Annotated in this window: 24 protein-coding genes; 10 read left to right on the forward strand and 14 right to left on the reverse strand. The window is 60.8% G+C overall.

Going from position 1 to position 25,650, the window contains the following annotated elements:
- Window positions 1-9 precede the first annotated feature (9 nt).
- Together JDW18_RS18870 and JDW18_RS18875 are read right to left on the reverse strand one after the other, a co-directional pair.
- Complete coding sequence (locus JDW18_RS18870) at window positions 10-561, reverse strand: hypothetical protein (RefSeq protein WP_218241118.1); 552 nt, start codon at window positions 559-561, stop codon at window positions 10-12.
- Window positions 562-596: 35 nt separating this feature from the next.
- Complete coding sequence (locus tag JDW18_RS18875) at window positions 597-1,700, reverse strand: M28 family peptidase (RefSeq protein ID WP_218241119.1); 1,104 nt, start codon at window positions 1,698-1,700, stop codon at window positions 597-599.
- Window positions 1,701-1,839: 139 nt separating this feature from the next.
- On the opposite strand from JDW18_RS18875, the gene JDW18_RS18880 reads away from it, so the two are divergent.
- From JDW18_RS18880 to JDW18_RS18900, 5 genes are read left to right on the forward strand one after another with little or no spacing between them, the layout of a single operon-like run.
- Window positions 1,840-3,678 (forward strand): ABC transporter ATP-binding protein, encoded by a 1,839-nt coding sequence (locus tag JDW18_RS18880; RefSeq protein ID WP_218241120.1) that lies wholly within the window; start codon window positions 1,840-1,842, stop codon window positions 3,676-3,678.
- A gap of 45 nt (window positions 3,679-3,723) precedes the next feature.
- On the forward strand, window positions 3,724-3,990 hold the full coding sequence (locus tag JDW18_RS18885; protein WP_218241121.1) for a DUF2164 domain-containing protein: 267 nt from the start codon (window positions 3,724-3,726) through the stop codon (window positions 3,988-3,990).
- Window positions 3,991-4,013: 23 nt separating this feature from the next.
- Complete coding sequence (locus JDW18_RS18890; protein ID WP_218241122.1) at window positions 4,014-4,283, forward strand: hypothetical protein; 270 nt, start codon at window positions 4,014-4,016, stop codon at window positions 4,281-4,283.
- 50 nt (window positions 4,284-4,333) lie between these two features.
- Window positions 4,334-5,584, forward strand: coding sequence for an exonuclease subunit SbcD (sbcD, locus tag JDW18_RS18895; RefSeq protein ID WP_218241123.1), 1,251 nt, complete (start codon window positions 4,334-4,336; stop codon window positions 5,582-5,584).
- On the forward strand, window positions 5,581-9,033 hold the full coding sequence (locus JDW18_RS18900; RefSeq protein ID WP_218241124.1) for an SbcC/MukB-like Walker B domain-containing protein: 3,453 nt from the start codon (window positions 5,581-5,583) through the stop codon (window positions 9,031-9,033). Before sbcD ends, JDW18_RS18900 begins: the two co-directional genes overlap by 4 nt.
- A gap of 5 nt (window positions 9,034-9,038) precedes the next feature.
- On the opposite strand, the gene JDW18_RS18905 is transcribed toward JDW18_RS18900, so the two are convergent.
- Window positions 9,039-10,031: a dioxygenase family protein gene (locus JDW18_RS18905; protein ID WP_246610078.1), complete on the reverse strand. Its 993-nt coding sequence runs from the start codon at window positions 10,029-10,031 to the stop codon at window positions 9,039-9,041.
- A gap of 247 nt (window positions 10,032-10,278) precedes the next feature.
- On the opposite strand from JDW18_RS18905, the gene JDW18_RS18910 reads away from it, so the two are divergent.
- The 3 genes from JDW18_RS18910 to JDW18_RS18920 all read left to right on the forward strand — a co-directional run bounded on the left by JDW18_RS18910 (window position 10,279) and on the right by JDW18_RS18920 (window position 13,347).
- Window positions 10,279-12,063: an NAD(P)/FAD-dependent oxidoreductase gene (locus tag JDW18_RS18910; protein ID WP_218241125.1), complete on the forward strand. Its 1,785-nt coding sequence runs from the start codon at window positions 10,279-10,281 to the stop codon at window positions 12,061-12,063.
- 102 nt (window positions 12,064-12,165) lie between these two features.
- On the forward strand, window positions 12,166-12,711 hold the full coding sequence (locus JDW18_RS18915) for a VUT family protein (protein ID WP_218241126.1): 546 nt from the start codon (window positions 12,166-12,168) through the stop codon (window positions 12,709-12,711).
- 75 nt (window positions 12,712-12,786) lie between these two features.
- Window positions 12,787-13,347, forward strand: a complete 561-nt coding sequence (locus JDW18_RS18920; RefSeq protein ID WP_246610080.1) for a hypothetical protein — start codon at window positions 12,787-12,789, stop codon at window positions 13,345-13,347.
- 15 nt (window positions 13,348-13,362) lie between these two features.
- Here JDW18_RS18920 and JDW18_RS18925 read toward each other — a convergent pair whose 3' ends face one another.
- From JDW18_RS18925 to pyrC, 6 genes are all read right to left on the reverse strand, one after another.
- The gene (locus JDW18_RS18925) at window positions 13,363-14,160 is read right to left on the reverse strand and encodes an oxepin-CoA hydrolase, alternative type (protein ID WP_218241127.1); all 798 of its coding nucleotides are present in this window, start codon (window positions 14,158-14,160) and stop codon (window positions 13,363-13,365) included.
- A gap of 106 nt (window positions 14,161-14,266) precedes the next feature.
- Window positions 14,267-14,641, reverse strand: a complete 375-nt coding sequence (locus JDW18_RS18930; RefSeq protein ID WP_218241128.1) for a YXWGXW repeat-containing protein — start codon at window positions 14,639-14,641, stop codon at window positions 14,267-14,269.
- A gap of 109 nt (window positions 14,642-14,750) precedes the next feature.
- Window positions 14,751-15,623, reverse strand: coding sequence for a protease HtpX (gene htpX, locus JDW18_RS18935; RefSeq protein ID WP_218241129.1), 873 nt, complete (start codon window positions 15,621-15,623; stop codon window positions 14,751-14,753).
- Between the two features lie 108 nt (window positions 15,624-15,731).
- Window positions 15,732-16,505 (reverse strand): DUF3025 domain-containing protein, encoded by a 774-nt coding sequence (locus JDW18_RS18940; RefSeq protein WP_218243983.1) that lies wholly within the window; start codon window positions 16,503-16,505, stop codon window positions 15,732-15,734.
- Between the two features lie 56 nt (window positions 16,506-16,561).
- Window positions 16,562-17,452 (reverse strand): NYN domain-containing protein, encoded by an 891-nt coding sequence (locus tag JDW18_RS18945; RefSeq protein WP_218241130.1) that lies wholly within the window; start codon window positions 17,450-17,452, stop codon window positions 16,562-16,564.
- A 150-nt stretch (window positions 17,453-17,602) separates the two neighbouring features.
- Window positions 17,603-18,640, reverse strand: a complete 1,038-nt coding sequence (pyrC, locus tag JDW18_RS18950) for a dihydroorotase (RefSeq protein ID WP_425514750.1) — start codon at window positions 18,638-18,640, stop codon at window positions 17,603-17,605.
- A gap of 154 nt (window positions 18,641-18,794) precedes the next feature.
- Between pyrC and JDW18_RS18955 the strand changes: the two genes are divergently transcribed.
- Window positions 18,795-19,901, forward strand: a complete 1,107-nt coding sequence (locus JDW18_RS18955) for an ornithine cyclodeaminase (RefSeq protein WP_218241131.1) — start codon at window positions 18,795-18,797, stop codon at window positions 19,899-19,901.
- Window positions 19,902-19,914: 13 nt separating this feature from the next.
- On the forward strand, window positions 19,915-20,880 hold the full coding sequence (gene rocF, locus JDW18_RS18960) for an arginase (protein ID WP_218241132.1): 966 nt from the start codon (window positions 19,915-19,917) through the stop codon (window positions 20,878-20,880).
- Between the two features lie 141 nt (window positions 20,881-21,021).
- On the opposite strand, the gene JDW18_RS18965 is transcribed toward rocF, so the two are convergent.
- From JDW18_RS18965 to JDW18_RS18985, 5 genes are all read right to left on the reverse strand, one after another.
- The gene (locus JDW18_RS18965; protein WP_218241133.1) at window positions 21,022-21,759 is read right to left on the reverse strand and encodes an amino acid ABC transporter ATP-binding protein; all 738 of its coding nucleotides are present in this window, start codon (window positions 21,757-21,759) and stop codon (window positions 21,022-21,024) included.
- Window positions 21,760-21,783: 24 nt separating this feature from the next.
- Window positions 21,784-22,455, reverse strand: coding sequence for an amino acid ABC transporter permease (locus tag JDW18_RS18970; RefSeq protein ID WP_218241134.1), 672 nt, complete (start codon window positions 22,453-22,455; stop codon window positions 21,784-21,786).
- 1 nt (window position 22,456) lies between these two features.
- On the reverse strand, window positions 22,457-23,209 hold the full coding sequence (locus JDW18_RS18975) for an amino acid ABC transporter permease (RefSeq protein ID WP_218241135.1): 753 nt from the start codon (window positions 23,207-23,209) through the stop codon (window positions 22,457-22,459).
- 114 nt (window positions 23,210-23,323) lie between these two features.
- On the reverse strand, window positions 23,324-24,223 hold the full coding sequence (locus tag JDW18_RS18980) for a transporter substrate-binding domain-containing protein (protein ID WP_218241136.1): 900 nt from the start codon (window positions 24,221-24,223) through the stop codon (window positions 23,324-23,326).
- A 427-nt stretch (window positions 24,224-24,650) separates the two neighbouring features.
- Complete coding sequence (locus JDW18_RS18985) at window positions 24,651-25,601, reverse strand: LysR substrate-binding domain-containing protein (RefSeq protein ID WP_218241137.1); 951 nt, start codon at window positions 25,599-25,601, stop codon at window positions 24,651-24,653.
- Window positions 25,602-25,650: the final 49 nt, after the last annotated feature.

Below are 25,650 nucleotides of genomic sequence, written 5' to 3' on the forward strand. Positions count from 1 at the left end.
AATCCAGGCCTACCAGGGGCAATCATCCAGCCGCACATATTCCTGTACCACCGTCAATTCAGACCCCGGCTTTTTGGCAGATACCTTGCCTGAGCCACTCTTGCTGCTGACCTGAAAACTGGTGTTGGAAAAGCGCCTGACTTCGATCAGCGTCGGCGCGGACTTCAGCAGGCTTTCCTCCACCGAAAGCTTCTGCCTTGAAGGCTGTGGCTGCGGGCAAATGACCTGCAGCACCGCCAGCTCATCGGTGTTGGCCTGCAGCACGCCCTTGCAGCTCATTCCGTCTTCCTGAGACAGAAAAGCACGCAAGTCCTCGGCCACGTTCTGAGAGCTCAGGCAGCCCTGATCTGGCTGCTGGCGCATTGCACCAGCCTTGGGTGCGGGCTCCATGCGGGTGCTGACCTGCCACAGCCCCGACTCAATGGATTGCAGCACCTTGAGTTGCTCCAAAGACGCGCCGCCGGTCGCCGCATCCGCCGTCTGCGCACACACAGCGCCTGCGCTGCAAAGTCCGGCGCCAAGCACAAGGGCAGGAAGAAGTCGCAAAGAGATGGTGAACATGCTGGAAGTCTAGGCCAGTGCGCTCTTGATCCGCGTCATCCTTTATCCAGCGCCACTGCAGCCAGCATGCGCACCACCTGCGCCATGCGCTGGTAGTCCAGCCGGTCCCAGGTATCGGTGCTCTGGTGGTAGTGCGGGTTGCGCATGAAAGAGGTGTCGGTAACCATGATGGCCGGGTAGCCCAGCCGCCAGTAATTGAGGTGATCGGAAAAATCCACACCCTGCACAAAGCGCGGCGAGTTCAGCGAATACACGCCCAGCGGCTGGCTTTCATCGCTGGATGCCCGCATCAGCGCCTTGGTGTGGCGCATGGCGCCAAAGTTTTTCATCTCGCCAATCAGCGCAATGAAGTTGGCCTGATCGGGGTAGAACCAGCCCAGCGGGGCCAGTGGATAACTCTGGCTGCCCGGCGCATCGCTGTAGTAGCCAATCATCTCCACCGACAGCATCAGGCGCACGGCGCGGCCACTGTCCTGCAGCGACTTGGCATGGCGATAGCTGCCCATATCGTCAGAGCGAAAGTTGGGCGGCTCCTCTAGCGTGTAGAACACCAGCTCCACGGGCTGCGTGGGCGGGCTGGCGGCAAGCACGCGGGCCAGTTCCAGCAGGCCTGCCACACCGCTGGCGTTATCGTCTGCGCCGGGGGTGTGGGTCTGCGGCGTCGGTTTTGCGCCTGCCGAAACGGCAGCGCCATGGTCGTGTTCAGTCAGTGCACTGTCGTAATGCGCGCCCATCACCAGCAGCGGCGCACTGCTGTCCACAGGGCCAAAGCGCACGATCAGGTTCTCATAGCTGCGGCCATCCACCTCAAAGCGCTGGCGCTCGGCCTTCAGGCCCGACTGAGCCAGCTCGGCAGCGATGTACTCCGCCGCTTTTTGCAGGGTCTCGGGCTGGTCAAAGCTGCGGCCCAGAAAATCCTCGCTCAGCGCCCGCACATGACTCTGCAGGCGCTGGGGCGATATCTGCAAGCTTGCAGGCATATCCAGCGGCACTTTCTTCGATGCCACTGGCTGGGCCAACACGCAGCCACTGATACCGGTCACAGCAGCCAGCGCACCCGTCAAAAGAGCCGCCCCCATCCATTTGCGGTATGTGCGCGCGGCGCTGCTGGGCGAGGATGTCGTACTGGGTTGAATCATTTGCGGCATGAAAGTAGTGTGTCCCGGTTCAAGAACCCATTGCATAAGCGGTCATCCGCGCAACTTTGCACCAACTGACGCCACTCCCCTACCATCGGCGCAACAAGTGCCACAAGCATGTACCGGGAGTATTGCCATCGTGTTCCGATTCTTTGAAAAACAGGTTCCCCCCTACCCTGCGCAGGAGCCCAGAGTTCCCCCCAAAGGCTTTTTTGCCTTTGTCTGGGCCTGCACCCAGGGCATGCGCGGCTGGATTGGGCTGATGACGCTGACATCGGCCCTGCTGGCCGTGTATGAAGCCGTGCTTTTTGCCATCATGGGCCGCGTGGTCGACTGGCTGGGCACGGTCACGCCCGCCACCTTCTGGGATGAGCAGCGCGGCATGCTGCTGGGCATTGCGGGCATTTTGCTGAGCAGCGTGCTGCTGCTGGCCCTGCACACCACCGTCATGCACCAGGTGCTGGCCATCAACTTTCCCATGCGGCTGCGCTGGGTGTTTCACAAGCTGATGCTGGGCCAGAGCATGTCGTTCTATGCCGACGAATTTGCCGGCCGCATCACCACCAAGATCATGCAGACCGCGCTGTCGGTGCGCGAAGTGGTCTTTATGGTGGTGGACGTGTTTGTGGGCGTGGGCGTCTACATGATCGGCATTCTGATTCTGGCCGCAAGCTTTGAATGGCGGCTGATGATTCCGTTTGCGCTCTGGTTCATTGCCTACACCGCTGCCTGTTTCTATTTTGTGCCGCGCCTGGGCAAGATCGGCAAGGAACAGGCCGATGCGCGATCGATGATGACCGGCCGCGTGACCGATGCGTACACCAACATCGCCACCGTCAAGCTGTTCGCCCACACCCGCCGCGAAGCCGAATATGCGCGCAACGCCATGGAGTCCTTCAAGGCCACGGGCTATGCACAGATGCGCCTGGTCAGCCTGTTTGAGATCACCAACCATTTGATGATTGCCCTGCTGCTGCTGGGCAGCGGCGGCACGGCTCTGTATCTGTGGACGCAAGGCCAGGCCAGCGCAGGCGTAGTGGCCGCCGTGATCGCCATGGCGCTGCGCCTGATGGGCTACTCGCACTGGGTGATGTGGCAGATGACAGGTCTGTTTGAAAACGTGGGCACCATTCAGGACGGCATCACCACGCTGACCAAGCCGCGCACCATCGTCGATGCGCCTGAAGCCAAGCCGCTGCAGATTACACAGGGCGGCATTGCCTTCGAGGATGTGAGCTTTGGCTATAAGGCTGATGGCAAAAAGGTGATGGACCACCTGAACCTGCACATCCGCCCCGGCGAGCGCATTGGCCTGATCGGCCGCTCGGGCGCGGGCAAGTCCACGCTGGTCAACCTGCTGCTGCGCTTTCACGAGGTGCAGGGCGGGCGCATCACCATCGACGGCCAGGACATCCGCAATGTCACGCAGGACAGCCTGCGCGGCGCCATCGGCATGGTGACGCAAGACACCTCGCTCTTGCACCGCTCCATGCGCGACAACATCCTCTATGGCCGCCCCGATGCCAGCGAAGAAGCCATGCGTGCCGCCGCCGACAAGGCCGAGGCCTCGGACTTCATCGCCACGCTGACCGACCTGAAAGGCCGCAGCGGCTACGACGCCCAGGTGGGCGAACGCGGCGTCAAGCTCTCGGGCGGCCAGCGTCAGCGCGTGGCCATTGCGCGTGTGATGCTCAAAGACGCGCCCATCTTGCTGCTGGACGAAGCCACCAGCGCGCTGGACAGCGAGGTGGAAGCCGCCATCCAGCAAAGCCTGGACGGGCTGATGCACGGCAAGACCGTGATCGCCATTGCCCACCGCCTCTCGACCATCGCCGCCATGGACCGCCTGATCGTGATGAACGAGGGCCATATCGTGGAAGAAGGCACGCACCAGCAACTGCTGGCCAAGGGCGGTATCTACGCCAAGCTGTGGGCCCACCAAAGCGGCGGCTTTCTGGCTGAACCCTCAGACCACTAACCATGAAATCGGGCTAAAGCCTAGATCCATCAATCGTAAGCAGCTATGACTATTGAACTACCCAAGCACGCCCAGCAACAGGCCATCACCTCCATCGAACGCTATTTCCGCGAGAACATGGACGAGCCCATTGGCAATATGCAATCGGGTGCGCTGCTGCAGTTCTTTCTGACCGAAATCGGCCCCAGCATCTACAACAAGGCCGTGGCCGATGTGCAGGAAAACCTGCAGGCCCGCCTGCAGGAGCTGGACTATGAAGTGGGCAAGGAAGAGTTTGGCTACTGGACAGCCAAGCGCACGGCTCGCCGCTAGGCACTTCCAATCTCCACTGAGCCATGACACCCAGCCACCGCCTGCAAGCTGCGCTGCAATCGCAATCGCCCGCACGGGCCGTTGCTGCGCTGGCCCGCGCACTGCGCGATGAAGGCATGCCCCAGGTCGCGCTCTACCGGCTGTACCTGGCCGCGCATGTGCGCAGCGATCTTTCCGAGCCGCAGCGCGATGCACTGGCCGACGCCATGGATCTGATCTGGGGCGGCGGCTGGGCCAAGGGCCATGCCTTGTTTGCGCAGACTCTGACGCAAGAGCGGCTCGACAGCGAATAAGAACAGCGCACGCGCCCTGTCAGCCCTTCTGTCTGACATACCATCACCGCATGCGTCTTCTTCACACCTCCGACTGGCATCTGGGCCAGCATTTCATGGGCCAGAGCCGCCAGGCCGAACACCAGGCGCTGATCGACTGGCTGCTGCAGCAGGTTCAAATCCATCAGGTTGATGCCGTGCTGATTGCCGGCGATGTGTTCGACACCGGCGCACCCGCCAGCTATGCGCGTGAGCTGTACAACCAGTTGATTGCACGCTTGCACCAGGCGGGCGTTGCCCTCCTGATTCTGGGCGGCAACCATGACTCGGTCAGCGTGCTGGACGAAAGCCGCGATCTGCTGCGCCATCTGGGCACGCAGGTGATTGCCTCCACTGGCGCACCGCAGCAGCATGCCGTCACCCTGGCGCTGCGCGGCTCCGGCCAGCCCGGCTGCATCGTCTGCGCCCTGCCCTTTATCCGCGCCCGCGATGTGCAGCAAAGTCAGGCGGGCCAGAGCGCACAAGACAAACAACAGGCGCTGCAAACCGCTATCCAGAACACTTATCAACAGGTCTATGCCGCCGCACAGGTTTTGCAGCAAGAGCTGCAAGCCACGCTGGGCCGCAAGCTGCCCATCATCGCCACCGGCCACCTGACCACCGTGGGCGCCAGCAGCAATGAATCGGTGCGCGAGATTTATGTGGGCTCGCTCGAAGCCTTTCCCACCAATGCCTTCCCGCCTGCCGACTACATCGCGCTGGGCCATATCCACCAGCCACAGAAAGTGGGTGGCTTTGACCATATTCGCTACAGCGGCTCGCCCATCGCCTTGGGTTTTGATGAGGCACGCCAGACCAAACAGGTGCTGCTGGTTGACCTGAACGAGAACGGGCTGCAGGCCATTGAGTCGCTGCCCGTTCCGGTCTTTCAAACGCTGGCGGCCGTGCGCTGCAGCCTGAAGGATTTGCCAGAAACTCTCAAAACCATAGCTACCAGCGCAAACCCAGAACGCGCTAGCTGGCTGGATGTCACGATTATTGAAGACGACTACTTGGCTGACCTGCCCGCCCGCGTGCAGGCGCTGGCCGATGGCTTGCCCGTGCAAGTGCTGCGCATCAAGCGCCAGCGCGGCACTGCTGCTGCACAACTGCAGAGCGAAGCCATGGAGTCGCTGGACGAGCTGACGCCGCAAGACGTGTTTGCACGCCGCCTGGCACTTGAAACGCTGGAGCCACCGCTGCAACAGGCGCTGACCGAGCGCTACCAGAGCGTGGTCGAATCGCTGAGCCACACCGAAAACATCTCTGGGGGGGCCGCATGAAAATCCTCAAGCTGCGCCTCAAGAATCTCAACTCGCTCAAGGGCGAATGGGAAGTCGATTTCAGCGCCCCCCCCTTTGCGGGCAACAGCCTGTTTGCCATCACTGGCCCCACAGGGGCGGGCAAATCCACGCTGCTCGATGCCATCTGCCTGGCGCTCTACCACCAGACGCCGCGCCTTTCCACCATCAGCGCCAGCAGCAACGATTTGATGACGCGGCACACCGCCGACTGTCTGGCCGAGGTGGAGTTCGAAGTCAAAGGCGTGACCTACCGCGCCTTCTGGAGCCAGCGCCGCGCCCGCGACAAGGCCAGCGGCACACTGCAGGCCCCCAAGGTAGAACTGGCGCGAGTGGCCGACGGCCATATCCTCAGCAACCACAGCAGTGAAAAGCTCAAGCAGATGGCCCAGATCACCGGGCTGGACTTTGCGCGCTTTACCAAATCCATGCTGCTGGCCCAAGGCGGCTTTGCGGCCTTTTTGCAAGCCAGCGCCAACGAACGCGCCGAGCTGCTGGAAGAACTCACCGGCACCGACATCTACAGCCAGATTTCTCAAACCGTGTTCGAACGCGCACGCGATGCACGCCAGGCGCTGGAGAAAAACAAGGCCCATGCCGATGGCATGCAGCTGCTGACCGAGCAAGAGCGCCAGCAACTGCAAACCGAAGCAGACCAGCTGCAAGCCCAGGTGGGCGAGATGCAAACCCGCCACAGCGCATTGCAAACGCTGCAGCGCTGGCAGGAGCAAACAGCGCAGGCCGAACAAGCGCAGTCACAAGCCCTGCACTCGCACACCCAAGCCCAGCAAGCGCTGCAGGCCGCTGCCCCTGAATTGCAGCGCCTGCAGGCCCACGCCCCGGCGCAAGCCATAGCCCCGCTGCATGAGCGCTGGCAGCAAGCGCAGACCCATTGCACGGCGGCAAATACGCAGCTCTCGCAATTGCAAACAGCGCTGCAACAAGCACGTGTGCAGCAGTGGCAGCTTCACCACCATGCCAGCAGTCTGGCAACACAATCGCTACAAAAAGCAGAGCTGCGTGCGCATGATCTGAAAGCGCAGCAGGCCGATTTAACCCAATGGCAACAACAAAATGCCGCCCATGCACAACTAGGCGAGCACCTGAGCGGCTGGCGCGAACAGTTGGAGCAAAGCCAGCAACAACAACTGCAGCTGCAGCGCGAACAGGCCGAGCTGGAGACAAGCCAGCAGCAAGCCCAGAAACTGCAGCAGCAAAACACTGCGCAAGCCACTGTGGTGCAGCAAGCGCAGGCCGCACTGCAACACACCCAGAGCGCTGCAGAGCAAGCGGCACAAACCCAGCACACGCTGCTGGCCGCCCATGGCGGCAGCCTGACCCAGTTGCGCACACACTGGCAAACTGCGCAGCAGCAAATGCAGGCCCTGCAGCAACTACAGCAGCACGCCAGCCAGCGCGATGCGCTGCAGCAGCAAGAGCAATCGCTGCGCACCGATCTGCAGGCCTGTAGCGAACGACTGCAGCAGCAAAGCACCGCACTTGTCAGCCTGCGCAGCCAGTACGCACAGCAAAGAGAAAAAGTCAGCGACAAACAAAAAATACTGGCGCAAGAGCAGCGCATTCAAAGCCTGGAAGCCCACCGCCACGCATTGCAAGCTGGTGAAGCCTGCCCGCTGTGCGGATCGCGGGAACACCCCGCCATCACCGCCTATGCCGCGCTGGATATCTCCGCAAGCGAAGCGGCGCTGCAAAGCGCCAGGGCCGAGCTCGAAGTGCTGGAGCAGCAAGGCAGCCAGCTCAAAGCCGATTACGCGGCCAGCACCACACAGCAGACCAGCCTGCAAAAGCAGCTGGACACGACAGCCGCCCACATCCAGCAATGGCAAACACGCTGGAACACATTACGACAAGCCTGCTCGGCCACACTGGCCGCTGATGCCTGGAGCCAGCCTGATGCACTGACGGCGCTGCAGCAGCAAAGTACGCAGCAGGCCCACACCCTGCAGCGGTTGCTGAACGACGCGGAAGCGGGTGAGCGCAGTGCACAAACCGCCAAAGATGCCGCCCAAGTTGCCGCGCAAAACCTGCAAAGCGCACAGCACCGGCAAGAGCGTGTGCAGCAAGTGCAGCACGACAATACGGCCTTGCAGCAGCGCCTGAGTCATGCCGTGCAAACGCTGCAAGACAGCACCGCTGCCGTAGATGCCCAGCTGCAGGCCGCCATAACGCAGGCTGGCTGGACGGTGCCCGATGCAGCGCACAGCAGCGCCTGGCTGCAGCAGCGCCAGCAAGACTGGCAGCAGTGGCAGCAGCACAGCACCGAGCAGCAGGCGCTAAGTCAGCAACTGCTGCTGCAGCAGCGCCAGGTAGAGCAAGCCACTCAAGACGCCCAGCACTGGCAGCAGGGCGCGGCACAGTTGCAGGCCATCGATGCCCCCGCGTCACCCTCGTCACCCTCGTCACCCACCTCCCCGCTGCCCGGCAATCTGGCCGAATGCGCTGCACAGCTTGATCGCACGGTGCAGCAACTGGCCAGCCTGCAAGGTCAGGCCCAGCAACTTGGCAACCAACTGGCCCAGTTGCAGCAAGCCAGCGCAAAAGCCCAAGCCGCCTGGAATGCCGCGCTGCAAGCCAGCCCGTTTGCCGATGTCACCGCTTTTACCCACGCCCTGCTTACAGCGGCCGAGCTGCAGCGCCTGTCCCAGCTCAGCGACCAGTTGCACCAAGCCGCGCAGCGCGCCAGCACCTTGCTGGCCGAAGCAACAGCGCACCACGCGCAATTGCAAGCACAGGCCTTGACGGATGAAGACCCCGCAGCCATCGCCCAGCAATTGCAATTACTGGAGGCCGAGCGCAGCACCACCACCGAGCAACTGGGTGCACAGCGGGCACGCCTGGCAGACGATGCGCAGCGCCGCACCGGCCAGCAGGCGCTGCTGGCCCAAATTGCCGCGCAGGAGCAGGACTGCGATCTTTGGCAGCGACTGGACAGCCTGATCGGATCAGCCAAAGGCGACAAATTCCGTAAATTTGCGCAGGGGCTGACGCTGGACCATTTGCTGCTGCTGGCCAACCGCCACCTCACGCGATTGCATGGCCGCTATCTGCTGCAGCGCAAGCCCACGGGCGAGCTGGAGCTGGACATTGTGGACAGCTGGCAGGGCGATGTGGCGCGTGACACGCGCACGCTGTCTGGGGGCGAGGCGTTTCTGGTCAGCCTGGCGCTGGCCCTGGCGCTGTCTGATCTGGTCAGCAGCAAAACCTCCATCGACTCGCTCTTCCTAGACGAAGGCTTTGGCACACTGGACGGCGACACGCTGGAAGTGGCTCTGGCCGCGCTCGATGCGCTCAACGCCAGCGGCAAGATGATTGGCATCATCAGCCATGTGGAAGCGCTCAAGGAGCGCATCCCCGCCCAGATTCGCGTGGAAAAAGGCGCGGGGGTCGGTTACTCAAGACTGGTGATCTGAACGCATCAGACGCCCGGTGGTGGTGGCGGCATCATGCCCGGACGCGGTGGGCGGCCACCCGGGCGTGGGCCACCGGGGCCGCCAGGCCCACCAGGCCCACCAGGAGGCATCGAGCCTTTGACCTGACACAGCTTGTCCTGCAGGTTGTTGCGCACCACCACGGTTTTACTGGCCAGCATGACGCCACCCACGTTCTGCACATCAAACAGATAAGGCGACTTGTCGGGCTCCTGCCCCACCACGTTGTCCACCGCCAGTTGCGTATCGGGCTGGCCTTTGTCCTTGTAAAACTGCGCCTGAGTGAAGATTTGCGCATTCAACGCATCGCTGAACAGCAACTGACTGGTCAGCCACGATGCAGCCCTGTCTGCTGGGTCATAACTGCCTTGCAAAATGCGAAAGTGCACATGCACGGCACGGCCCCGGTACCAACCGGGGTAGCAGCTATCAAAACGGGCAATACCGTCCTTGTCCGTGCGCTGGTAGCCACGGAAGAACTGCTTGTCCAGGTCCGCCTGGCTGTTGTTGCACATGCGTTGAATCTGCCCCGAATAGCCGCCTGTGTGGTTGGTGTGCCAGATTTCCACAATCGTGTCTGGTACGGGTTCGCAGCGTTCATTCACCACACGAATCTGCATGTGCACGGGAAGACCGTCCCAGCCATCGCTGACGTCAGATCGCTCGGGTGACAAGGTGTGGCAGGGGCCAATCGTCGCCTCACAGGTCAGGCGGCAACTGCCCGCCAGCCCCACTGCTGTAAACGGGTTCAGCCCGCGCACGGCAGCGGCAATGGCCTTGGTGCCGCCGCTGAGCCAGGGGCTTGCACCAGTGACACCGGTGGCACCGGTGGTGGCTGCTGCAGCCGCTGTTTCCGCCGACGTGGAGCAGCCCAGCAAAGGCAGGACGGGCAGCAGCCCAAGCATGGCGGCTGATTGCTGCAACCAGCTGCGGCGTGAAGCAGAGGTCAGACTTTGAGGTTCAATCAGTGGTGTGCGCATGGTGCGAGACCTTATTGCAGGTAATCCAGAAACTGCGCCCATGCTAACCACGCAGCCCAGCTGGCGGTGCGCTGTGCAGGCAACTTTACCCTTGCGAAACAAATCAGGCGCTTGCGCTTGATGGGAGAGCGCTGTGCGCTATGTTTTTTGAATTTTCCAAGCAAGCCCCAAGGTCACCCCCGCCGTACCTGGGCTGCCGGGCGGGCTTTGGCTTACCATCCAAGCCCTTGCTTGATAGGTACAAGCCATGATCCGGATCGCAGAACTCAAACTTCCCCTCTCGCAGGTTGAATACGACCCCGAGAACCACACCGAATTTCACCCCACGGAAAAGCTCACGCAACTGGCGGCAGAGCGTCTGGGGATTGCAGCGCAGGCCATTGCCAGCCTGCAGGTTTACAAGCGCAGCTTTGACGCACGCAAGAGCGAACTGCTGGCGGTCTATATCGCTGACATCACGCTGAGCAATGAAAAGCAGGAAGCGGCCCTGCTGGAAAAATTTGCCGACAACTCCCACGTCAACCCCACACCCGACCAGAGCTGGAAACCCATAGGCCAGGCCCCGGCGGATCTGGACGAGCGCCCCGTAGTGGTGGGCTTTGGCCCCTGCGGCATGTTTGCCGGCCTGGTGCTGGCCCAGATGGGTTTCAAGCCTATCGTGCTGGAGCGCGGCAAGACCGTGCGTGAGCGCACCAAGGACACCTGGCGCCTGTGGCGCAAGCGCGAGCTGACGCCCGAGTCCAATGTGCAGTATGGCGAAGGCGGTGCAGGCACTTTCTCGGATGGCAAGCTCTACAGCCAGATCAAGGACCCGCGCCATCTGGGCCGCAAGGTGCTGACCGAGTTCGTGACCTATGGCGCACCGCCCGAGATTCTGTACGCCGCCCACCCCCATATCGGCACCTTCAAGCTGGTCAAGCTGGTGGAAGGCATTCGTGAGGAAATCGTGCGTCTGGGTGGCGAGATCCGCTTCGAGCAGCGTGTGACCGATGTACAGATTGAGGAAGTGAACGGCCAGCGCCAGCTGACCAGCCTGCAGGTGCTGAACCAGGCCACGGGCGAGAGCTACACCCTGCCCACCCACCACGCGGTGATGGCACTGGGCCACAGCTCACGCGACACCTTTGCCATGTTTTATGAGCGCGGCGTGGCCATGGAGGCCAAGCCTTTCTCCGTGGGCTTTCGTATCGAGCACCCGCAAAGCGTGATTGACCGCGCCCGCTGGGGCAAGGATGCAGGCCACCCGCTACTGGGCGCCGCCGATTACAAGCTGGTGCACCATGCCAAGAATGGCCGCGCTGTTTACAGCTTTTGTATGTGCCCCGGCGGCACCGTGGTGGCCGCGACCAGCGAGCCAGAACGCGTGGTGACCAATGGCATGAGCCAGTATTCACGGGCCGAGCGCAATGCCAATGCAGGCATGGTCTGCGCCATCAGCCCCGAAGACTATCCGCAAGATGCCGAGAGCTTTGCCTGGGCCTTTGACGGCAAGACGCTGGGGGCCGAAAAGCTCAAAAAAGGTGAGCACCATCCGCTTTCTGGTGTTGTGCTGCAGCGCCAGCTGGAATCCAAAGCCTACCAACTGGGTGGCCAGAACTACAGTGCGCCCGGTCAGCTCGTGGGCGACTTTGTGGCAGGCAAGCCATCGACCGAATTTGGTGAAGTGCAGCCCTCCTACAAGCCCGGCATCAGCCTGGGCGATCTGCACCAGGCCCTGCCCGCCTATGCGATTGAAGCCATGCGCGAAGCCCTGCCCGCCTTTGGCAAAAAGATTCGCGGCTACGACATGAAGGACGCTGTGCTGACCGGTGTGGAAACCCGCACCTCATCGCCCGTCAAGATTGGCCGTGGCGCAGACTTCCAGAGCGATAACACACGCGGCCTGTACCCCGCCGGCGAAGGCGCAAGCTACGCGGGCGGCATTTTGTCGGCAGGTGTGGACGGCATCAAGGTCGGCGAAGCCGTGGCCTGCGCCATTCTGGGCGTTGCAGTTCCCGAATCGGGTTCACGCGGCTCGGGCGGCGCGCTGTAAACCGCTGCCTGCCTTTCCCCAAAGGCACGATGGCCCTTGCTGAGTGAAGGCTGCTGCAGACTGCCCTCACTCAGCCGCGTCGACTTCAAGCCTGCACTTTTTATGAACCACCGCTTCGTCAAAGCCACACGCCATCAGTTCATGCTCGCCGTATTGAGCATGGGCGTGGTGGTGCTGGCGTCCAACATCCTGGTTCAGTACACCATCAACGACTGGCTTACCTGGGGCGCCATCACCTACCCGTTTGCGTTTCTGGTCAGCGAGCTGGTCAACCGGCGCTTTGGCCCGGGCGAGGCCAGACATGTGGCCTGGTTTGGCTTTGCCGTGGCCGTTGCCGCCTCTGCGGTGCTGGCGCCTGCGCGCATTGCTGCGGCATCCGGCATGGCTTTTGTCTGCTCTCAGATGCTGGACATCTATGTGTTTGACAAACTGCGCCACAGCCGCTGGTGGCAGGCCCCGCTGATAGCCACCGTGCTGGCGGCCTGCCTTGATACCGCCGTGTTCTGGAGCATTGGATTTACCGGGGAAAACCTGCCCTGGGTCAGCCTGGCACTGGGTGATCTGGGCGTCAAACTGGTGCTGGGCATCTTCCTGCTGCTGCCCTTCCGCCTGTTGATGGGCCGCAGCAACAGTCTGCGCAGTTTTTAAAGCGTTGTCGTCTCATTCTGACAAGGCGTAAGCCTGCGCATGGCTACGCTGGTGGCTCTGCCGGAACGCCTTGCCATGATGAAATCTCTGCCCTCTTCCGTAAGCCACACCCTTGCCGCACTGGCGGTGCTCTGCACGCTGGCCCCTGCCGCCCATGCACAAGCCGCTGATGCGCCTGCCAGCGAAAAGCCGTCAGCACTTTCAGGCTGGATGTTTGGCTACGCCCCTTTCGACTGGCATTTTTCCGATGCCAAAAAGGAAAACGACTGGGAGCCCGACCAGCAAAAACATGCCTATGTGTGGCTGGTTCAGGCAGAAAAAGAGCTGGATGAGCGCCATATTGCAGGCTTTGCCTATTTCAAGAATTCATTCGGCCAGCCCAGCCAATATGCGTACTACGGCTGGCGTTTCAGGCCTTTTGACAGCATGCCGGGCCTGTTTTTCAAGCTCACCGGCGGCGTCATTCACGGCTACAAGTTTCCCTACAACAAGAAGATTCCGTTCAATAACAAACACGGCTGGGGGCTGACTGCCATCCCGGCCGTGGGTTATGACTTCAACAAGAACTGGGGCGGCCAGATCAATGTGCTGGGCAATGCGGGCGTGATGTTTCAGCTCAACTACACCGTGCGCTGACCGCGCGCCGCCCGTTTACGACTGGCTGCGCAGGCGAACATAGTCGGGCGCGCGCTTGTCCAGAAATGCGCCAATGCCTTCGCGCGATTCCTCGCTTCCCTGTGCCTCCACCATGTATTCGGCTTCCTGCTCCAGCTGCTGCTGCAGCGATTGATGCTGGGCCGAATGGCACAGGGTCTTGATGCGCGCCATGGCGTGCGCCGGACCTGTGGATAACTGCCCAGCCAGCGCCATGGCCGCCGCCAGTGCACCACCTGGCTCAGTCAGGCGGTTGACGCAGCCCAGCTGATGCATGCGCTCCCCGCTGACGCGCTCGCCCGTCAGGCACAGCTCGGTCAGAACCTGGCGCGAGACAAATTCAGACAGAAACGCCGTTGCGCCGCCATCAGGCGTCAGGCCCACTTTCACATAGGCCACCGAAAACACGGCATTGCGCGCCGCCACCAGCATGTCGCAGGCCATGGCCAGAGAAAGACCGGCACCGGCAGCCGCCCCCTCTACCGCGGCAATCACCGGCTTAGGGCAGTCTCGAATGGCGCGGATGAAGTGGTTGAGGTCTTCCAGCCGCTCGCGCCTTTGTGCAACAGACAGGTCACGGCGCTTGGCCAGCTGCCGCAGATCGCCGCCCGCACAAAAGTGCCCACCTTCACCAGTGAGGATGATGGCGGCAATCGACGCATCCGCAGCCGCATCGCGCAAGCCGTCCATCACCGCGTGGTAATACTCGGGCGACAGCGCATTGCGCGCATCCGGGTTGTTATTGGAAAGAATGAGAACCGCGCCATCGCGGCGTGTGATGAGTGCAGGATTCACAGCAAGCCTCCTGCAGACAATGTAGCGGCCAGCCCGCTCTGCGCCTAGCGGGGCAGCACGGGCTGGCCGATATTTCTGTCACATGTGCAGCATGTTCACACCTCGATCAGCGGCGCGGCCCCCAGTGGCCACCACCGCCACGCCAGCCACGGGGGCCGTGGTTCCAGCCACCGCCGTGCCATGCATAGCCCGGACGTGGCGGCATGGCCCAGCGACCGGGGCGCCAGTTGTAACGACCGCCACCCCAGCCCCAGGAGCCGCCGATCCAGACATAGGCGGGCGAAGGTGCCACAGGAATGATCTCTGTCTGCAGCGGAGGCGGCGCCATGGGCGCATAGACATCGCCTGCCACCATATCGCCGCCATAGCTTGCATAACCGGGATAAGGAGCCACCACGCAGCCAGTCAGCATGGCGGCAGCGCCACCCAGCACCAGGGCGGGCAGCATGCGGCGAGAAAAAGTTTGAGCGAGCAAGGACATCACAACTCCTGAAGTCTTGTCTCTACAACGCGAAAGCCCCGGCCAGTTGTTGACAGGGGCTTGTGAAGCGTGGGTAAAGACAGGCGGCTGTCGTTTACATATTCACCGCTCAGCGTGCGTTTTGCAGCGCAGCAATACGCTCTTCAATCGGAGGGTGGGTAGAAAACAGCTTGCCGATACCACCGGCAATGCCCATGGCTGCCACACTCTTGGGCAGCTCACCAGGATGCATGCCACCCAGACGGGCCAGCGCATTCACCATGGGCTGGCGGTTACCCATGAGCTGTGCCGCACCTGCGTCGGCACGGAATTCACGCTGACGCGAGAACCAGGCCACGATCATGGAGGCCAGGAAGCCCAGCAGCACATCCAGCACCAGAGTGGTAATCATGTAACCGATGCCGGGGCCGGAGCTGTTTTCATCGTTCTTGCGCAAAAAGCTGTCCACAGCGTAGCCAATCAGGCGCGACAGGAAGACCACAAAGGTGTTCATCACGCCCTGAATCAGGGTCATGGTCACCATGTCGCCATTGGCCACGTGAGCCACTTCGTGGCCAATCACGGCTTCCACTTCTTCGCGGGTCATGCCTTCGAGCAGGCCTGTGGACACTGCCACCAGAGCAGAATTTTTGAAAGCTCCCGTGGCAAAAGCATTGGGCTCGCCCTCATAGATGCCGACTTCGGGCATGCCAATGCCTGCTTTTTCAGCAAAGCCACGCACGGTGTTGACGATCCAGGCCTCATCGGCGTTGCGCGGCTCGTTGATGACCTGCACGCCCGAGGTCCACTTGGCCATGGGTTTGGAAATCAGCAGCGAGATGATGGCGCCGCCAAAACCCATGATGAAGGCAAAGCCCAGCAGGGCGCCCAGATTCAGGCCGTTGGCAGTGAGATAGCGGTTGACGCCCAGCAAACTGGCGACAATGCCCAACACCGCCACCACGGCGATATTGGTCAGAAGAAATAAGGCAATACGTTTCATCGAGGATGTTCTCCACACAGGGGGACAAAATGACCAAGACACCCTGATACACCGCCTGTGCTTGGCGAGTGCTGATCCAGCCAGGTCTCTTTCTGGCAGTACCTGTTGTTATGTTGCTTGTACGGTACGTGGGGCTCGGAAAACTAGAGAGTCATCATAGAAGGAAAAGTTCTGGTTTTCATGGCACCAGCCCGGGATTCCTAATATGGGAATAGGTAGATAGGGCTTGGATGCCAGATTGCAAGATGCGCCTTGAATCAAGGTGCTCAGCCATGCATCGGCTTCATCGTGCGACCTGGGCAGGGCCTGCGAATGCATCTGCTCCAGCGGCCAGCAAATGACATGAGCCGTAATCGCCTTGCGCGGCTGCACCAGCTTTTCCAGCAAAGCATGACCGATGGGCAGAAACTGTGCCTGCGCCCACAGCGCTCTATCCTGCACGAACAAATCCTGCCAGCGCTTTTCACGCAGTGCATCGCACAGCACTTGCGGCGCCAGCAGCAGGCCTCCGTTTTCATCCAGCACCGTGATGGCGTCCCGCAGCCGCCCGCGCTGCGCCCCTACGCCCTGGCGCGCAATCTCCGTGGCTTGCAGATGATTGAGCTGCTGCTTGAGCTGCGGCCAGTGCAGCCAGATGAGGCCATTGAAAAAGTCGTGCAGATTGTCACGCGTGGGTATGCAGCGCTGGGCGTGGATAAAGGCCTCATAGGCCATTCCCGGCGCCAGTTGCTGCTGATCGACAAAGCGCCAGCCCGGCAGCAGCCCGTGCGCCTTGGCTGTAGCCTGCAAAGCATTGGCCACGCTCGCGCCTTCCTGCACCCGTGCATGCGCCTGCTGCCCCAGATGCCGCACCGAAGTCAGCCACGGTGCATTCCAGTCCATCTGCCAGACCGCCTGCCAGGCCGCCTGCGACGCCCCGGCCTGTGCGCATGCTTCGCTCAATGCCCACCTTCATCGTGCACGGCGCGCAAATCACGAACGGCCACACGGGGCGATCCTTCATCGCGCAATTCAAAGGCCTGCGTGGCGGCCATCAGCCGGGTCAGCGATGCATAGCCGTAGTTGCGCGCATCGAACGAGAGCTTGTTGCCAATATGCGTGCCCACTGCCGCCACACGCGCCCAGCCTGCCTCATCCTGCGTGGCCTTCACAGCGTCGCGCAGCATGGCAATCAGCTGCTTATCCTCGCGCAGCAGGTGCGTGGGAACGCGCAGCGTGGTGCATGCCGGTATGGCCGCGCCCGTGCCACCAGCCACCTTGCCGTTGCCATTAGCGTTGGTAGCGCTGGCGGCACTACCGCCCTGCGGCGCCGCCGCCGCATTGCGCTGTGCTGCCTCGCCATCCTGCAGCTCACGGCGCTCGGCGCGGCTGGTAATGCCATCGCCCAGCTCCAGCAAGGCATCGAAATACAGAAAGCGCGAGCACGCGTTGACAAAGGCGCGGGGCGTTTGCGCAGCCCCAAAGCCATAGACCGCAGCCCCCTTGGCACGCAAATGCATGACCAGCGGGGTGAAGTCCGCGTCCGAGGAAACAATGCCGAATGCGTCCGGCTGCTCGGTATAGAGCAGCTCCATCGCATCCACCGTCATGGCCATGTCGGTGGCGTTTTTACCTTTGGAGTAATCAAACTGCTGCATGGGCCGCACGGCATATTCCAGCAGCTTGCTTTGCCAGCCGTGCAGACCGGGCTTGGTCCAGTTGCCATAGGCGCGGCGCACATTGATGAGGCCGAAGGTGGAAAGCTCGGTCAGGATCTCGTCGATCATCTCTGCGGGCGCATTGTCCGCATCAATCAGCAAGGCGATACGGGGCTGGGCATCGGTGGGCATGCAATCTCCTGAACATTTCAAGTGCACAAGACTAACCGAGCTGCCGCGCATCACAAAATAAAAAAGGGAGCAGCTTGCGCAACTCCCTTCTTGATTTCAGACACAAAGTACTTGCAACCAAAGCAAACACCAGCGCTATCAGCTCACTTTTTAATCCTGCATCTTCCAGGGCAGTGTTTCGCCAAAGCGCAGCGGCTTCAGTTGAGCGCCTTCGCCATATTCAAAGCTCACGGGCGGCATCCAGCTTTCCTTGACCAGAGTGATGGTGTCGGTATTGCGGGGCAGGCCATAGAAATCTGCGCCATTGAACGAGGCAAAGGCTTCGAGCTTGTCCAGCGCGCCAACGCCGTCGAACACTTCGGCATACATCTCGATAGCGGCATGGGCGCTGTAGCAGCCTGCGCAGCCGGTGGCTGCTTCCTTCAGGTGGGCAGCATGGGGGGCGCTGTCTGTACCCAGGAAGAACTTCTTGCTGCCGCTGGTCGCCGCCTGCACCAGGGCCAGACGGTGGGTTTCACGCTTCAGAACCGGCAGGCAGTAGAAATGCGGGCGCACACCGCCCAGGAAGATGGCGTTGCGGTTGAACAGCAAGTGCTGGGGCGTGATGGTGGCAGCCAGAAAGTCATCGGCGGCGGCCACGTATTCGGCGGCCTCCTTGGTCGTCACGTGTTCCATGACGATCTTCAGCGCGGGGAAATCCTTGCGCAGCGGCTTGAGCTGCTGCTCGATAAACACGGCTTCGCGGTCGAACAGGTCAATGCTCTGGTCGGTCACTTCACCGTGCACCAGCAGCACCAGGCCTTCACGCTGCATGGCTTCGAGTGTGGGGTAAATCTTGCGCAGATCCGTCACGCCATGGTCGCTGTTGGTGGTGGCACCAGCGGGATAGAGCTTGCAGGCCACCACGCCGGCGGCCTTGGCTCGCACGATCTCGTCAGGGCCCAGCTTGTCCGTCAGGTACAGCGTCATCAGCGGCTGAAACTTGCTGCCTGCCGGCACGGCAGACAGAATGCGCTCGCGGTAGGCGATGGCCATCTCTGCCGTTGTCACAGGCGGCTTGAGGTTGGGCATGATGATGGCACGGCCCATCTGGCGGGCGGTGTGAGGGACTACGCAGTGCATGGCATCGCCATCGCGCACGTGCAGGTGCCAGTCATCGGGGCGGGCGATCGTGAGGGTCTGAGTCATGACGGGTATTGTCCCATCAACCCCGATTACCCAGAACTGCCTTCAGTCACCCCAGCGGGCATTGTGCCTCGCACCCGCGCAGACAGCCTCGGCACTTTCCTGCACTGGCCCGCCGGTGCAAACTCCTGAAAAATGGCGGCAAGGAGGATGCCCCATGTCTATTCCTCAAACACAGGCTGCTGCTCAGTTGCAGACCGACTTTCTCAGCGCCAGCGATGCAGCCCGGCTGGTCATGCGCACAGGTATCACCCAGGTACTGCGCCTGATGAGTGAAGCCATAGAGGCTGATTTCATGCGCTGGCAGGACTTCGACAAAAGCGCTCGCACCGCCGCCCACTCGGCCAGTGGCGTGATCGAGCTGATGCCGGTGGCAGATGCGCAGGACTACGCCTTCAAATATGTCAACGGCCACCCGCACAATCCACAGCTGGGCTTGCCCACGGTGATGGCCTTTGGCGCGCTGGCCGATGTCGCCACCGGCATGCCGCGCTTTGTCAGCGAACTGACGCTGACCACCGCCCTGCGCACCGCCGCCACCTCAGCCATGGCCGCAAAGCACCTGGCCCGCAAGGACAGCCGCAGCATGGCGCTGATCGGCAATGGCTCACAAAGCGAATTTCAGGCGCTGGCTTTCATGGAGCTGCTGGATGTGCGCGAGCTGCGCCTGTTCGATATCGACCCCGCTGCATCGCAAAAGCTGCTGCGCAATCTGCAGCCGTTTCTGGCGCAGTTCGGTGCCAGCGTCAGCATTGCAGCCAGCGCGGCAGATGCAGTGAAAGACGCAGACATTGTGACCACCGCCACGGCTGACAAGACCCGCGCCACCATCATCCATGCGCCTCTGCTGCAGCCCGGAATGCATCTGAATGCCGTGGGCGGCGACTGCCCGGGCAAGACCGAGCTTGCCGCCGCCGTTCTGCACCGTGCCAGCGTCTTTGTGGAATACGAGCCGCAAACCCGCATGGAGGGGGAGTTGCAGCAAATGCCTGCAGACTTCGCCGTCACAGAGCTGTGGCGCGTGCTGCAAAAGCAAGCACCTGGCCGCACGAGCGCTGAGGAGATCACGCTGTTCGACTCCGTAGGCTTTGCACTGGAAGACTACTCGGCCCTGCGCACCATGCACCGCCTTGCGCGCCAGGCGGGCCTGCTGTCTCAGATTGAGCTGATACCCTCTCTGCCAGACCCCAAGGATTTGTTTGCCCTGCTGATGCAATCTCACCGCGCACAGGTCATTCAACTCTCTGGCCGCCAGACCGCCTGATGGAGATAGAGCAATGAAGACCCAATCGTCCCCACCTGTGTCCAAGCGCTTGACGCAAGCCACCCTGATCGGCCTGCCCACCGATGTCGGCGCCTCGCGTCTGGGCGCAGCCATGGGGCCTGACGCACTGCGCGTGGCCCAGCTGGCACCAGCGCTGGAGCGGCTTGGCGTGCGCGTCAACGATCTTGGCAATCTATCCGGGCCACCCAATCCGCGTGGTGCACGCGATATGCAGGGCCTGCGTAATCTGGCGGAGTGCCTGCGCTGGAATCAGATGGCGCACGATGCCGTGCTGCAGGTGCTGGAGCAAAACCGCCTGCCCATCATGCTGGGCGGTGACCATACGCTGGCCACAGGCTCCATCAGCGCCATTGCCAGACATTGCCGCACCACCGGCAAGCAATTGCGGGTGCTGTGGCTTGATGCCCATTCGGACTGCAACACGCCAGCAAGTTCCCCCACCGGCAATCTGCACGGCATGCCCGTCTCCAGCCTGTGCGGGCTGGGCCCGTCGGAACTGGCCTCTCTGTCGGGCAGTACACCCGCCCTTCCCGCATCTGCTTTTTGCCAGATTGGCCTGCGCAGCGTGGACGAAAGCGAAAAGCACATGATTCGCGAGCTGGGGCTTGAGGTCTATGACATGCGAGCCATTGACGAGCTGGGCATGCGCGAAGTCATGCGCCGTGCGCTGACTGGCCTGTTTGACGAAGACGGCAAGGATATTCACCTGCATCTGAGCTTTGATGTGGATTTTCTGGACCCCGACATTGCCCCCGGCACCGGAACCCCTGTACGCGGCGGCCCCACCTACCGCGAAGCGCAGCTGTGCATGGAAATGATTGCCGACACGGGGCGCCTGGCCTCACTCGATATTGTGGAACTGAACCCTGCGCTGGACATACGCAACCAGACCGCAGAGCTGGTGGTGGACCTAGTGCAAAGCCTGTTTGGGCAAAGTGTTTTGATACGTTCCCCCTGAGGCGCTTTGCGCCTTCCCCCAGAGGGGGACGACAGCATCGCTGCGGGGCGGCCCTTGCTTGCTGCCTCTGGGTTGTACCTCGCCGGTTTCAGGCATAAAAAAGGCGCTCTTTCGAGCGCCTTTTTTGGACAATCTACAGCATCAATGCTGCAGGATCTTGTTGAGGAATTCCTTGGTACGCGGCTGGCGGTTTTCGGGGTGGCCGAAGAACTCGTCCTTGCTGCAGTCTTCCAGAATCTTGCCACCCACGTCCATGAAGATCACGCGGCTGGCCACCTTGCGCGCGAAGCCCATTTCGTGGGTCACGCACATCATGGTCATGCCTTCGTGGGCCAGGCCCATCATCACATCCAGCACTTCGCCCACCATTTCGGGGTCCAGCGCCGATGTGGGCTCGTCAAACAGCATGACGATAGGATCCATGGACAGCGCACGCGCAATGGCCACGCGCTGCTGCTGACCGCCGGAGAGCTGACCGGGGAACTTGTCCTTGTGCGCCGTCAGGCCCACACGGTCCAGCATCTTCAGGCCACGGGTCTTGGCGTCTGCCGCACTGCGGCCCAGCACCTTCATCTGGGCAATGGTCAGGTTCTCTGTCACCGACAGATGAGGGAACAGCTCAAAGTGCTGGAACACCATGCCCACACGGCTGCGCAGCTTGGGCAGGTCAGTCTTGGGGTCGTGCACTGCCGTGCCGTCCACAAAAATCTCACCCTTCTGGAAGGGCTCCAGCGCGTTGATGGTCTTGATCAGCGTGGACTTGCCCGAGCCCGAAGGCCCGCACACCACCACCACTTCACCTTTGTTGATGTTGGTGGAGCAGTCGGACAGCACCTGAAAGCTGCCGTACCACTTGGAAACGTTCTTGAGTTCAATCATTGCAATTCCTCGATGGGAGCCGACTTAACGGATGATGGCTATCTTTTTATGCAGGCGCTTGACGGTCCAGGAGAGCGCAAAGCAGATCACAAAATAAATCGCAGCCGCTGCCAGGTAGGACTCAATCGGGCGACCCTCGTTCTTGCCTGCGAGCTCGAAGCCCTTGAGCATGTCATAGGCACCAATCGCATAAACCAGCGACGTATCCTGAAACAGAATAATGGTCTGCGTCAGCAGCACGGGCAGCATGTTGCGGAAAGCCTGAGGCAGTACCACCAGGCGCATGTTCTGGCCGTAAGTCATGCCCAGAGCCTGACCTGCAAAGACCTGACCGCGTGGGATGGACTGAATGCCAGCGCGCATGATTTCCGAGAAATACGCTGCTTCAAATGCCACAAAGGTAATGATGGCCGAGGTCTCCGCGCCGATGGGCTTGCCGATCAGCATGGGCATCAGCAGGAAGAACCACAGAATCACCATCACCAGCGGAATGGAGCGCATGCCGTTGACGTAGATGGTGGCAGGAACATCCAGCCACTTCTTGCCCGACAGACGCATCAGCGCCAGCAAAGTACCAAAGAAGATACCGCCCAGCGTGGCGATCACAGTCAGCGTGACACTGAAATAGAAGCCCTTCAGCACATAGTTGCTGAAAAGATCCCACGAGAAAAACGACCAGTCGAGGTTGAGATTCATATCAATGGCCTCCACCGCTGGCTGCAATCAGGCCCGGAACGCGAGAACGCTTTTCGATGACTGCCATGATGCGGTTGATGACGAAGGCGGAAATCACATACAGACCTGTGACGGCGAGATAGATCTCCACGCCGCGCGAGGTTTCTTCCTGCGCCTGCATGGCGAACATGGTCAGCTCGGCCACAGACACGGCAAACGCCACCGACGAGTTCTTGAACACGTTCATGGCTTCGCTGGTCAGCGGCGGGATGATGATGCGAAACGCCATGGGCAGCAGCACATAGCGATAGGTCTGAAAGGTTGTGAACCCCATGGCCATGCCCGCGTTGCGCTGACCACGTGGTAAAGCCTGAATGCCAGAGCGCACTTGCTCAGCGATACGGGCCGAGGTGAAAAAGCCGATTGCAAACACCACCAGCACAAAGCCCGGCAGGGACTTCATTGCAGGAATCACGGCTGGAATCACGTGATACCAGATGAAGACCTGAACCAGCAGCGGAATATTTCTGAACAGCTCAACCCAGGCGTTGCCCAGACGAACAATCCACGGACGATCAGGCAAGGTACGCAAAGTACCAATCACTGCGCCCAAAACCAGGGCGATGACCAGTGACAGCAGCGCCACCGAGACTGTCCAGCCCCATGCCGACATCATCCAGTCCAGATAGGTGATGTCGCCATTTTTTCCAAAACAGCTCTGCCCGACCTCTTGGGTAATGGTGTCCTGACAGAACACCTGCCAATCCCAACTCATACGAGCACCTCTTTCATTCTTGATTTAGAAGGGCAAACACTCACACCGGCCCTCGCCACAAAAAAGCCCCTTCAAACCGCTTGGCAGAAGGGGCGGTACACCTATAGAGCAGGATTACTTGACTTCGTAAGCTTCCATGGGCTTGTCATTGGGGTGTGCCCATGCATCCTTGGTCGCAGCCGACAGAGGCAGTCCCACCTTCACATTGTTAGGAGGGATGGGCTGCATGAACCACTTGTCGTACAGCTTGGACAGTGAGCCGTCCTTGATCTGACGTGTGATGGAGTCATCCACAGCCTTCTTGAAGGCAGGGTCGTCCTTGCGCATCATGCAGGCGATGGGTTCCACTGACAGCACTTCACCCACGATGTGGTAGTCCTTGGGAGCCTTGGACTTGGAGATGTTGGCCGCCAGAATGGAGCCGTCCATGATGAAGGCGTCGGCACGGCCGGTTTCCAGCATCAGGAAGCTGTCGGCGTGGTCCTTGCCCATGACTTCCTTGAAAGTCAGGCCATCGGCACGCTTGTTCTTGCGCAGTGTCTGCACAGACGTCGTACCTGTCGTGGTCACGATGGTCTTGCCGTTCAGGTCCTTGATGCCGTTGATGCCGGAGTTGGTGCGCGTAGCGATACGCACTTCTTCCACATAGGTGGTGAAGGCAAAGGCTGCGTCCTTTTGGCGAGCGGTATTGTTGGTGGTGGAGCCACACTCAATATCCACAGTGCCGTTTTGCACCAGAGGAATACGGTTTTGCGAAGTCAGGGGCTGGTACTTGACTTCCAGCTTGGTCAGGCCGAGCTGCTTCTGGATGTCGCGCAGAATCTGCTCGCCCATCTCGGTATGAAAGCCCACGTACTTGCCATTGCCCAGTGTGTAGCCAAGGCCCGAAGACTCGCGCACACCCAGCGTCACGCTGCCGGAAGACTTGATCTTGGCCAGAGTGTCATTGGCCTGAGCAAACACAGTGCCAGCGGCCAGTGCGGTAACGGCGATGGCCAACAATTGCTTTTTCATATCGATCTCCTATTGGTAAGGACCCAAAACGCTTGTCACTTAATTAACGCCCTGCCCCTTGTGAGGGTAGACAAGTTACGTCAAGAAATGTACTGCACCCATTGTGCAGCGCTAGCAGTGGCAGCAATGCAAACATTTCTAGGACTTTTCCCGTAGAAAAGTGAGCACGCAAGCACCTACTTACAGGCCAATGCAGACCTGAATACGCTGCACCTTAAATTGTGCAAGGTGCGAACTCTAATCCCTTCGAGATACGCCAAGCCAATGCCGATGACAAAAGGCCTTATGCACAACATGCATATTTAGAGGTAACCCTAGGCATAACATAAGGGTAATTACCTAGAAAATAGTAAAAACCCATCTATAGCGCCCGAAATATTAAAAAAGGGCCCTCAGGCCCCTTGGATAAAAAGCAACAAAGCAGCTGCTACACGGCCTTGATTTCAGCCCCCACAGTCTCGCCCTGTTCCTTGAGGAAGTTCCACAGCGCAGCTGCTCCGCCCTGCGGAGCATCATTGCTAGGCTTTTCGCGATAGGCGCGCACTTCCATGTCCATCTGAAAGCCTGGCATCCCTTCGGGGACGGCGCGCACCAGACGACCATTTTCCAGATCGCTGCGTACTGCGCTGTATGGCAAAAAGGCTACGCCGTGCCCTTCCAGCGCCATGGCCTTGAGGCCTTCGGCCATATCGGTTTCATACACACGTTCAAGGTGAACGGCCTCAGCCGACTCTTTGAGAATCAGTTCAGTCACACGGCCCAGATACGCGCCTGCGGCATAGCCGAGATACGGCAGTGGCTGGCCCTGGCGGCCTGGCAGCGTAAAAATCGGCTTTCCATCGGCGTCCGGCTTGGAATATGGTGCCAGCACCTCATGCCCCAGGCTCACCATTTCATAGCGAGAAGGGTCCAGCTGGAAAGGCTGAGAGGAGTGATAGTAGGCAATCAGCAGGTCACAGCCACCTTCAACCAGACGCATCACCGCATCGTGCACATTGAGCGCAAACAAACGGCTGCGGAAGGGGCCAAACTTCTCGTGCACCGCCGAAACCCAGTTCGGAAAGAAAGTGAACGCAAGAGTGTGCGGCACGGCAAAGCCCACCATGCCCTTGCCCGCACTGACGTGGGCGCGCAGCATGGTTCGCGTACTTTGCAGGGACTGCAGAATCTCCAGCGCCTGCTCGTACATGGTCTTGCCTGCTGGTGTCAGACGCGTCGGGTAAGAGCTTCTGTCGACCAGATCCGTTCCCGCCCAGGCCTCAAGCGCCTGGATGCGACGCGAGAACGCAGGCTGCGTGACGTGGCGCAGCTGGGCCGAGCGGCTGAAACTGCGGGTTTCAGCAAGGCTGACAAAATCTTCAAGCCATTTGGTTTCCATAGACCTCTATTATCCGCTGCCGCGCACCAAGGCTGTGCAACACCGGTCC

The organism is Comamonas fluminis, from assembly GCF_019186805.1.
Taxonomy (GTDB): Bacteria; Pseudomonadota; Gammaproteobacteria; order Burkholderiales; family Burkholderiaceae_C; genus Comamonas; species Comamonas fluminis.

Excerpts from the sequence above, each read along its gene's own strand:
- JDW18_RS18965 (WP_218241133.1), bottom strand. The coding sequence starts at position 21,759 with ATGATTGAACTCAAGAACGTTTCCAAGTGGTACGGCAGCTTTCAGGTG.
- JDW18_RS18970 (WP_218241134.1), bottom strand. The coding sequence starts at position 22,455 with ATGAATCTCAACCTCGACTGGTCGTTTTTCTCGTGGGATCTTTTCAGC.
- JDW18_RS18915 (WP_218241126.1), top strand. The coding sequence starts at position 12,166 with ATGAACCACCGCTTCGTCAAAGCCACACGCCATCAGTTCATGCTCGCC.
- JDW18_RS18875 (WP_218241119.1), bottom strand. The coding sequence starts at position 1,700 with ATGATTCAACCCAGTACGACATCCTCGCCCAGCAGCGCCGCGCGCACA.
- JDW18_RS18955 (WP_218241131.1), top strand. The coding sequence starts at position 18,795 with ATGTCTATTCCTCAAACACAGGCTGCTGCTCAGTTGCAGACCGACTTT.
- JDW18_RS18905 (WP_246610078.1), bottom strand. The coding sequence starts at position 10,031 with ATGCGCACACCACTGATTGAACCTCAAAGTCTGACCTCTGCTTCACGC.
- rocF (WP_218241132.1), top strand. The coding sequence starts at position 19,915 with ATGAAGACCCAATCGTCCCCACCTGTGTCCAAGCGCTTGACGCAAGCC.
- pyrC (WP_425514750.1), bottom strand. The coding sequence starts at position 18,640 with ATGACTCAGACCCTCACGATCGCCCGCCCCGATGACTGGCACCTGCAC.
- sbcD (WP_218241123.1), top strand. The coding sequence starts at position 4,334 with ATGCGTCTTCTTCACACCTCCGACTGGCATCTGGGCCAGCATTTCATG.
- JDW18_RS18945 (WP_218241130.1), bottom strand. The coding sequence starts at position 17,452 with ATGCCCACCGATGCCCAGCCCCGTATCGCCTTGCTGATTGATGCGGAC.
- JDW18_RS18940 (WP_218243983.1), bottom strand. The coding sequence starts at position 16,505 with ATGGACTGGAATGCACCGTGGCTGACTTCGGTGCGGCATCTGGGGCAG.
- JDW18_RS18890 (WP_218241122.1), top strand. The coding sequence starts at position 4,014 with ATGACACCCAGCCACCGCCTGCAAGCTGCGCTGCAATCGCAATCGCCC.
- JDW18_RS18870 (WP_218241118.1), bottom strand. The coding sequence starts at position 561 with ATGTTCACCATCTCTTTGCGACTTCTTCCTGCCCTTGTGCTTGGCGCC.
- JDW18_RS18885 (WP_218241121.1), top strand. The coding sequence starts at position 3,724 with ATGACTATTGAACTACCCAAGCACGCCCAGCAACAGGCCATCACCTCC.
- JDW18_RS18985 (WP_218241137.1), bottom strand. The coding sequence starts at position 25,601 with ATGGAAACCAAATGGCTTGAAGATTTTGTCAGCCTTGCTGAAACCCGC.
- htpX (WP_218241129.1), bottom strand. The coding sequence starts at position 15,623 with ATGAAACGTATTGCCTTATTTCTTCTGACCAATATCGCCGTGGTGGCG.
- JDW18_RS18920 (WP_246610080.1), top strand. The coding sequence starts at position 12,787 with ATGATGAAATCTCTGCCCTCTTCCGTAAGCCACACCCTTGCCGCACTG.
- JDW18_RS18975 (WP_218241135.1), bottom strand. The coding sequence starts at position 23,209 with ATGAGTTGGGATTGGCAGGTGTTCTGTCAGGACACCATTACCCAAGAG.
- JDW18_RS18910 (WP_218241125.1), top strand. The coding sequence starts at position 10,279 with ATGATCCGGATCGCAGAACTCAAACTTCCCCTCTCGCAGGTTGAATAC.
- JDW18_RS18980 (WP_218241136.1), bottom strand. The coding sequence starts at position 24,223 with ATGAAAAAGCAATTGTTGGCCATCGCCGTTACCGCACTGGCCGCTGGC.
- JDW18_RS18900 (WP_218241124.1), top strand. The coding sequence starts at position 5,581 with ATGAAAATCCTCAAGCTGCGCCTCAAGAATCTCAACTCGCTCAAGGGC.
- JDW18_RS18930 (WP_218241128.1), bottom strand. The coding sequence starts at position 14,641 with ATGTCCTTGCTCGCTCAAACTTTTTCTCGCCGCATGCTGCCCGCCCTG.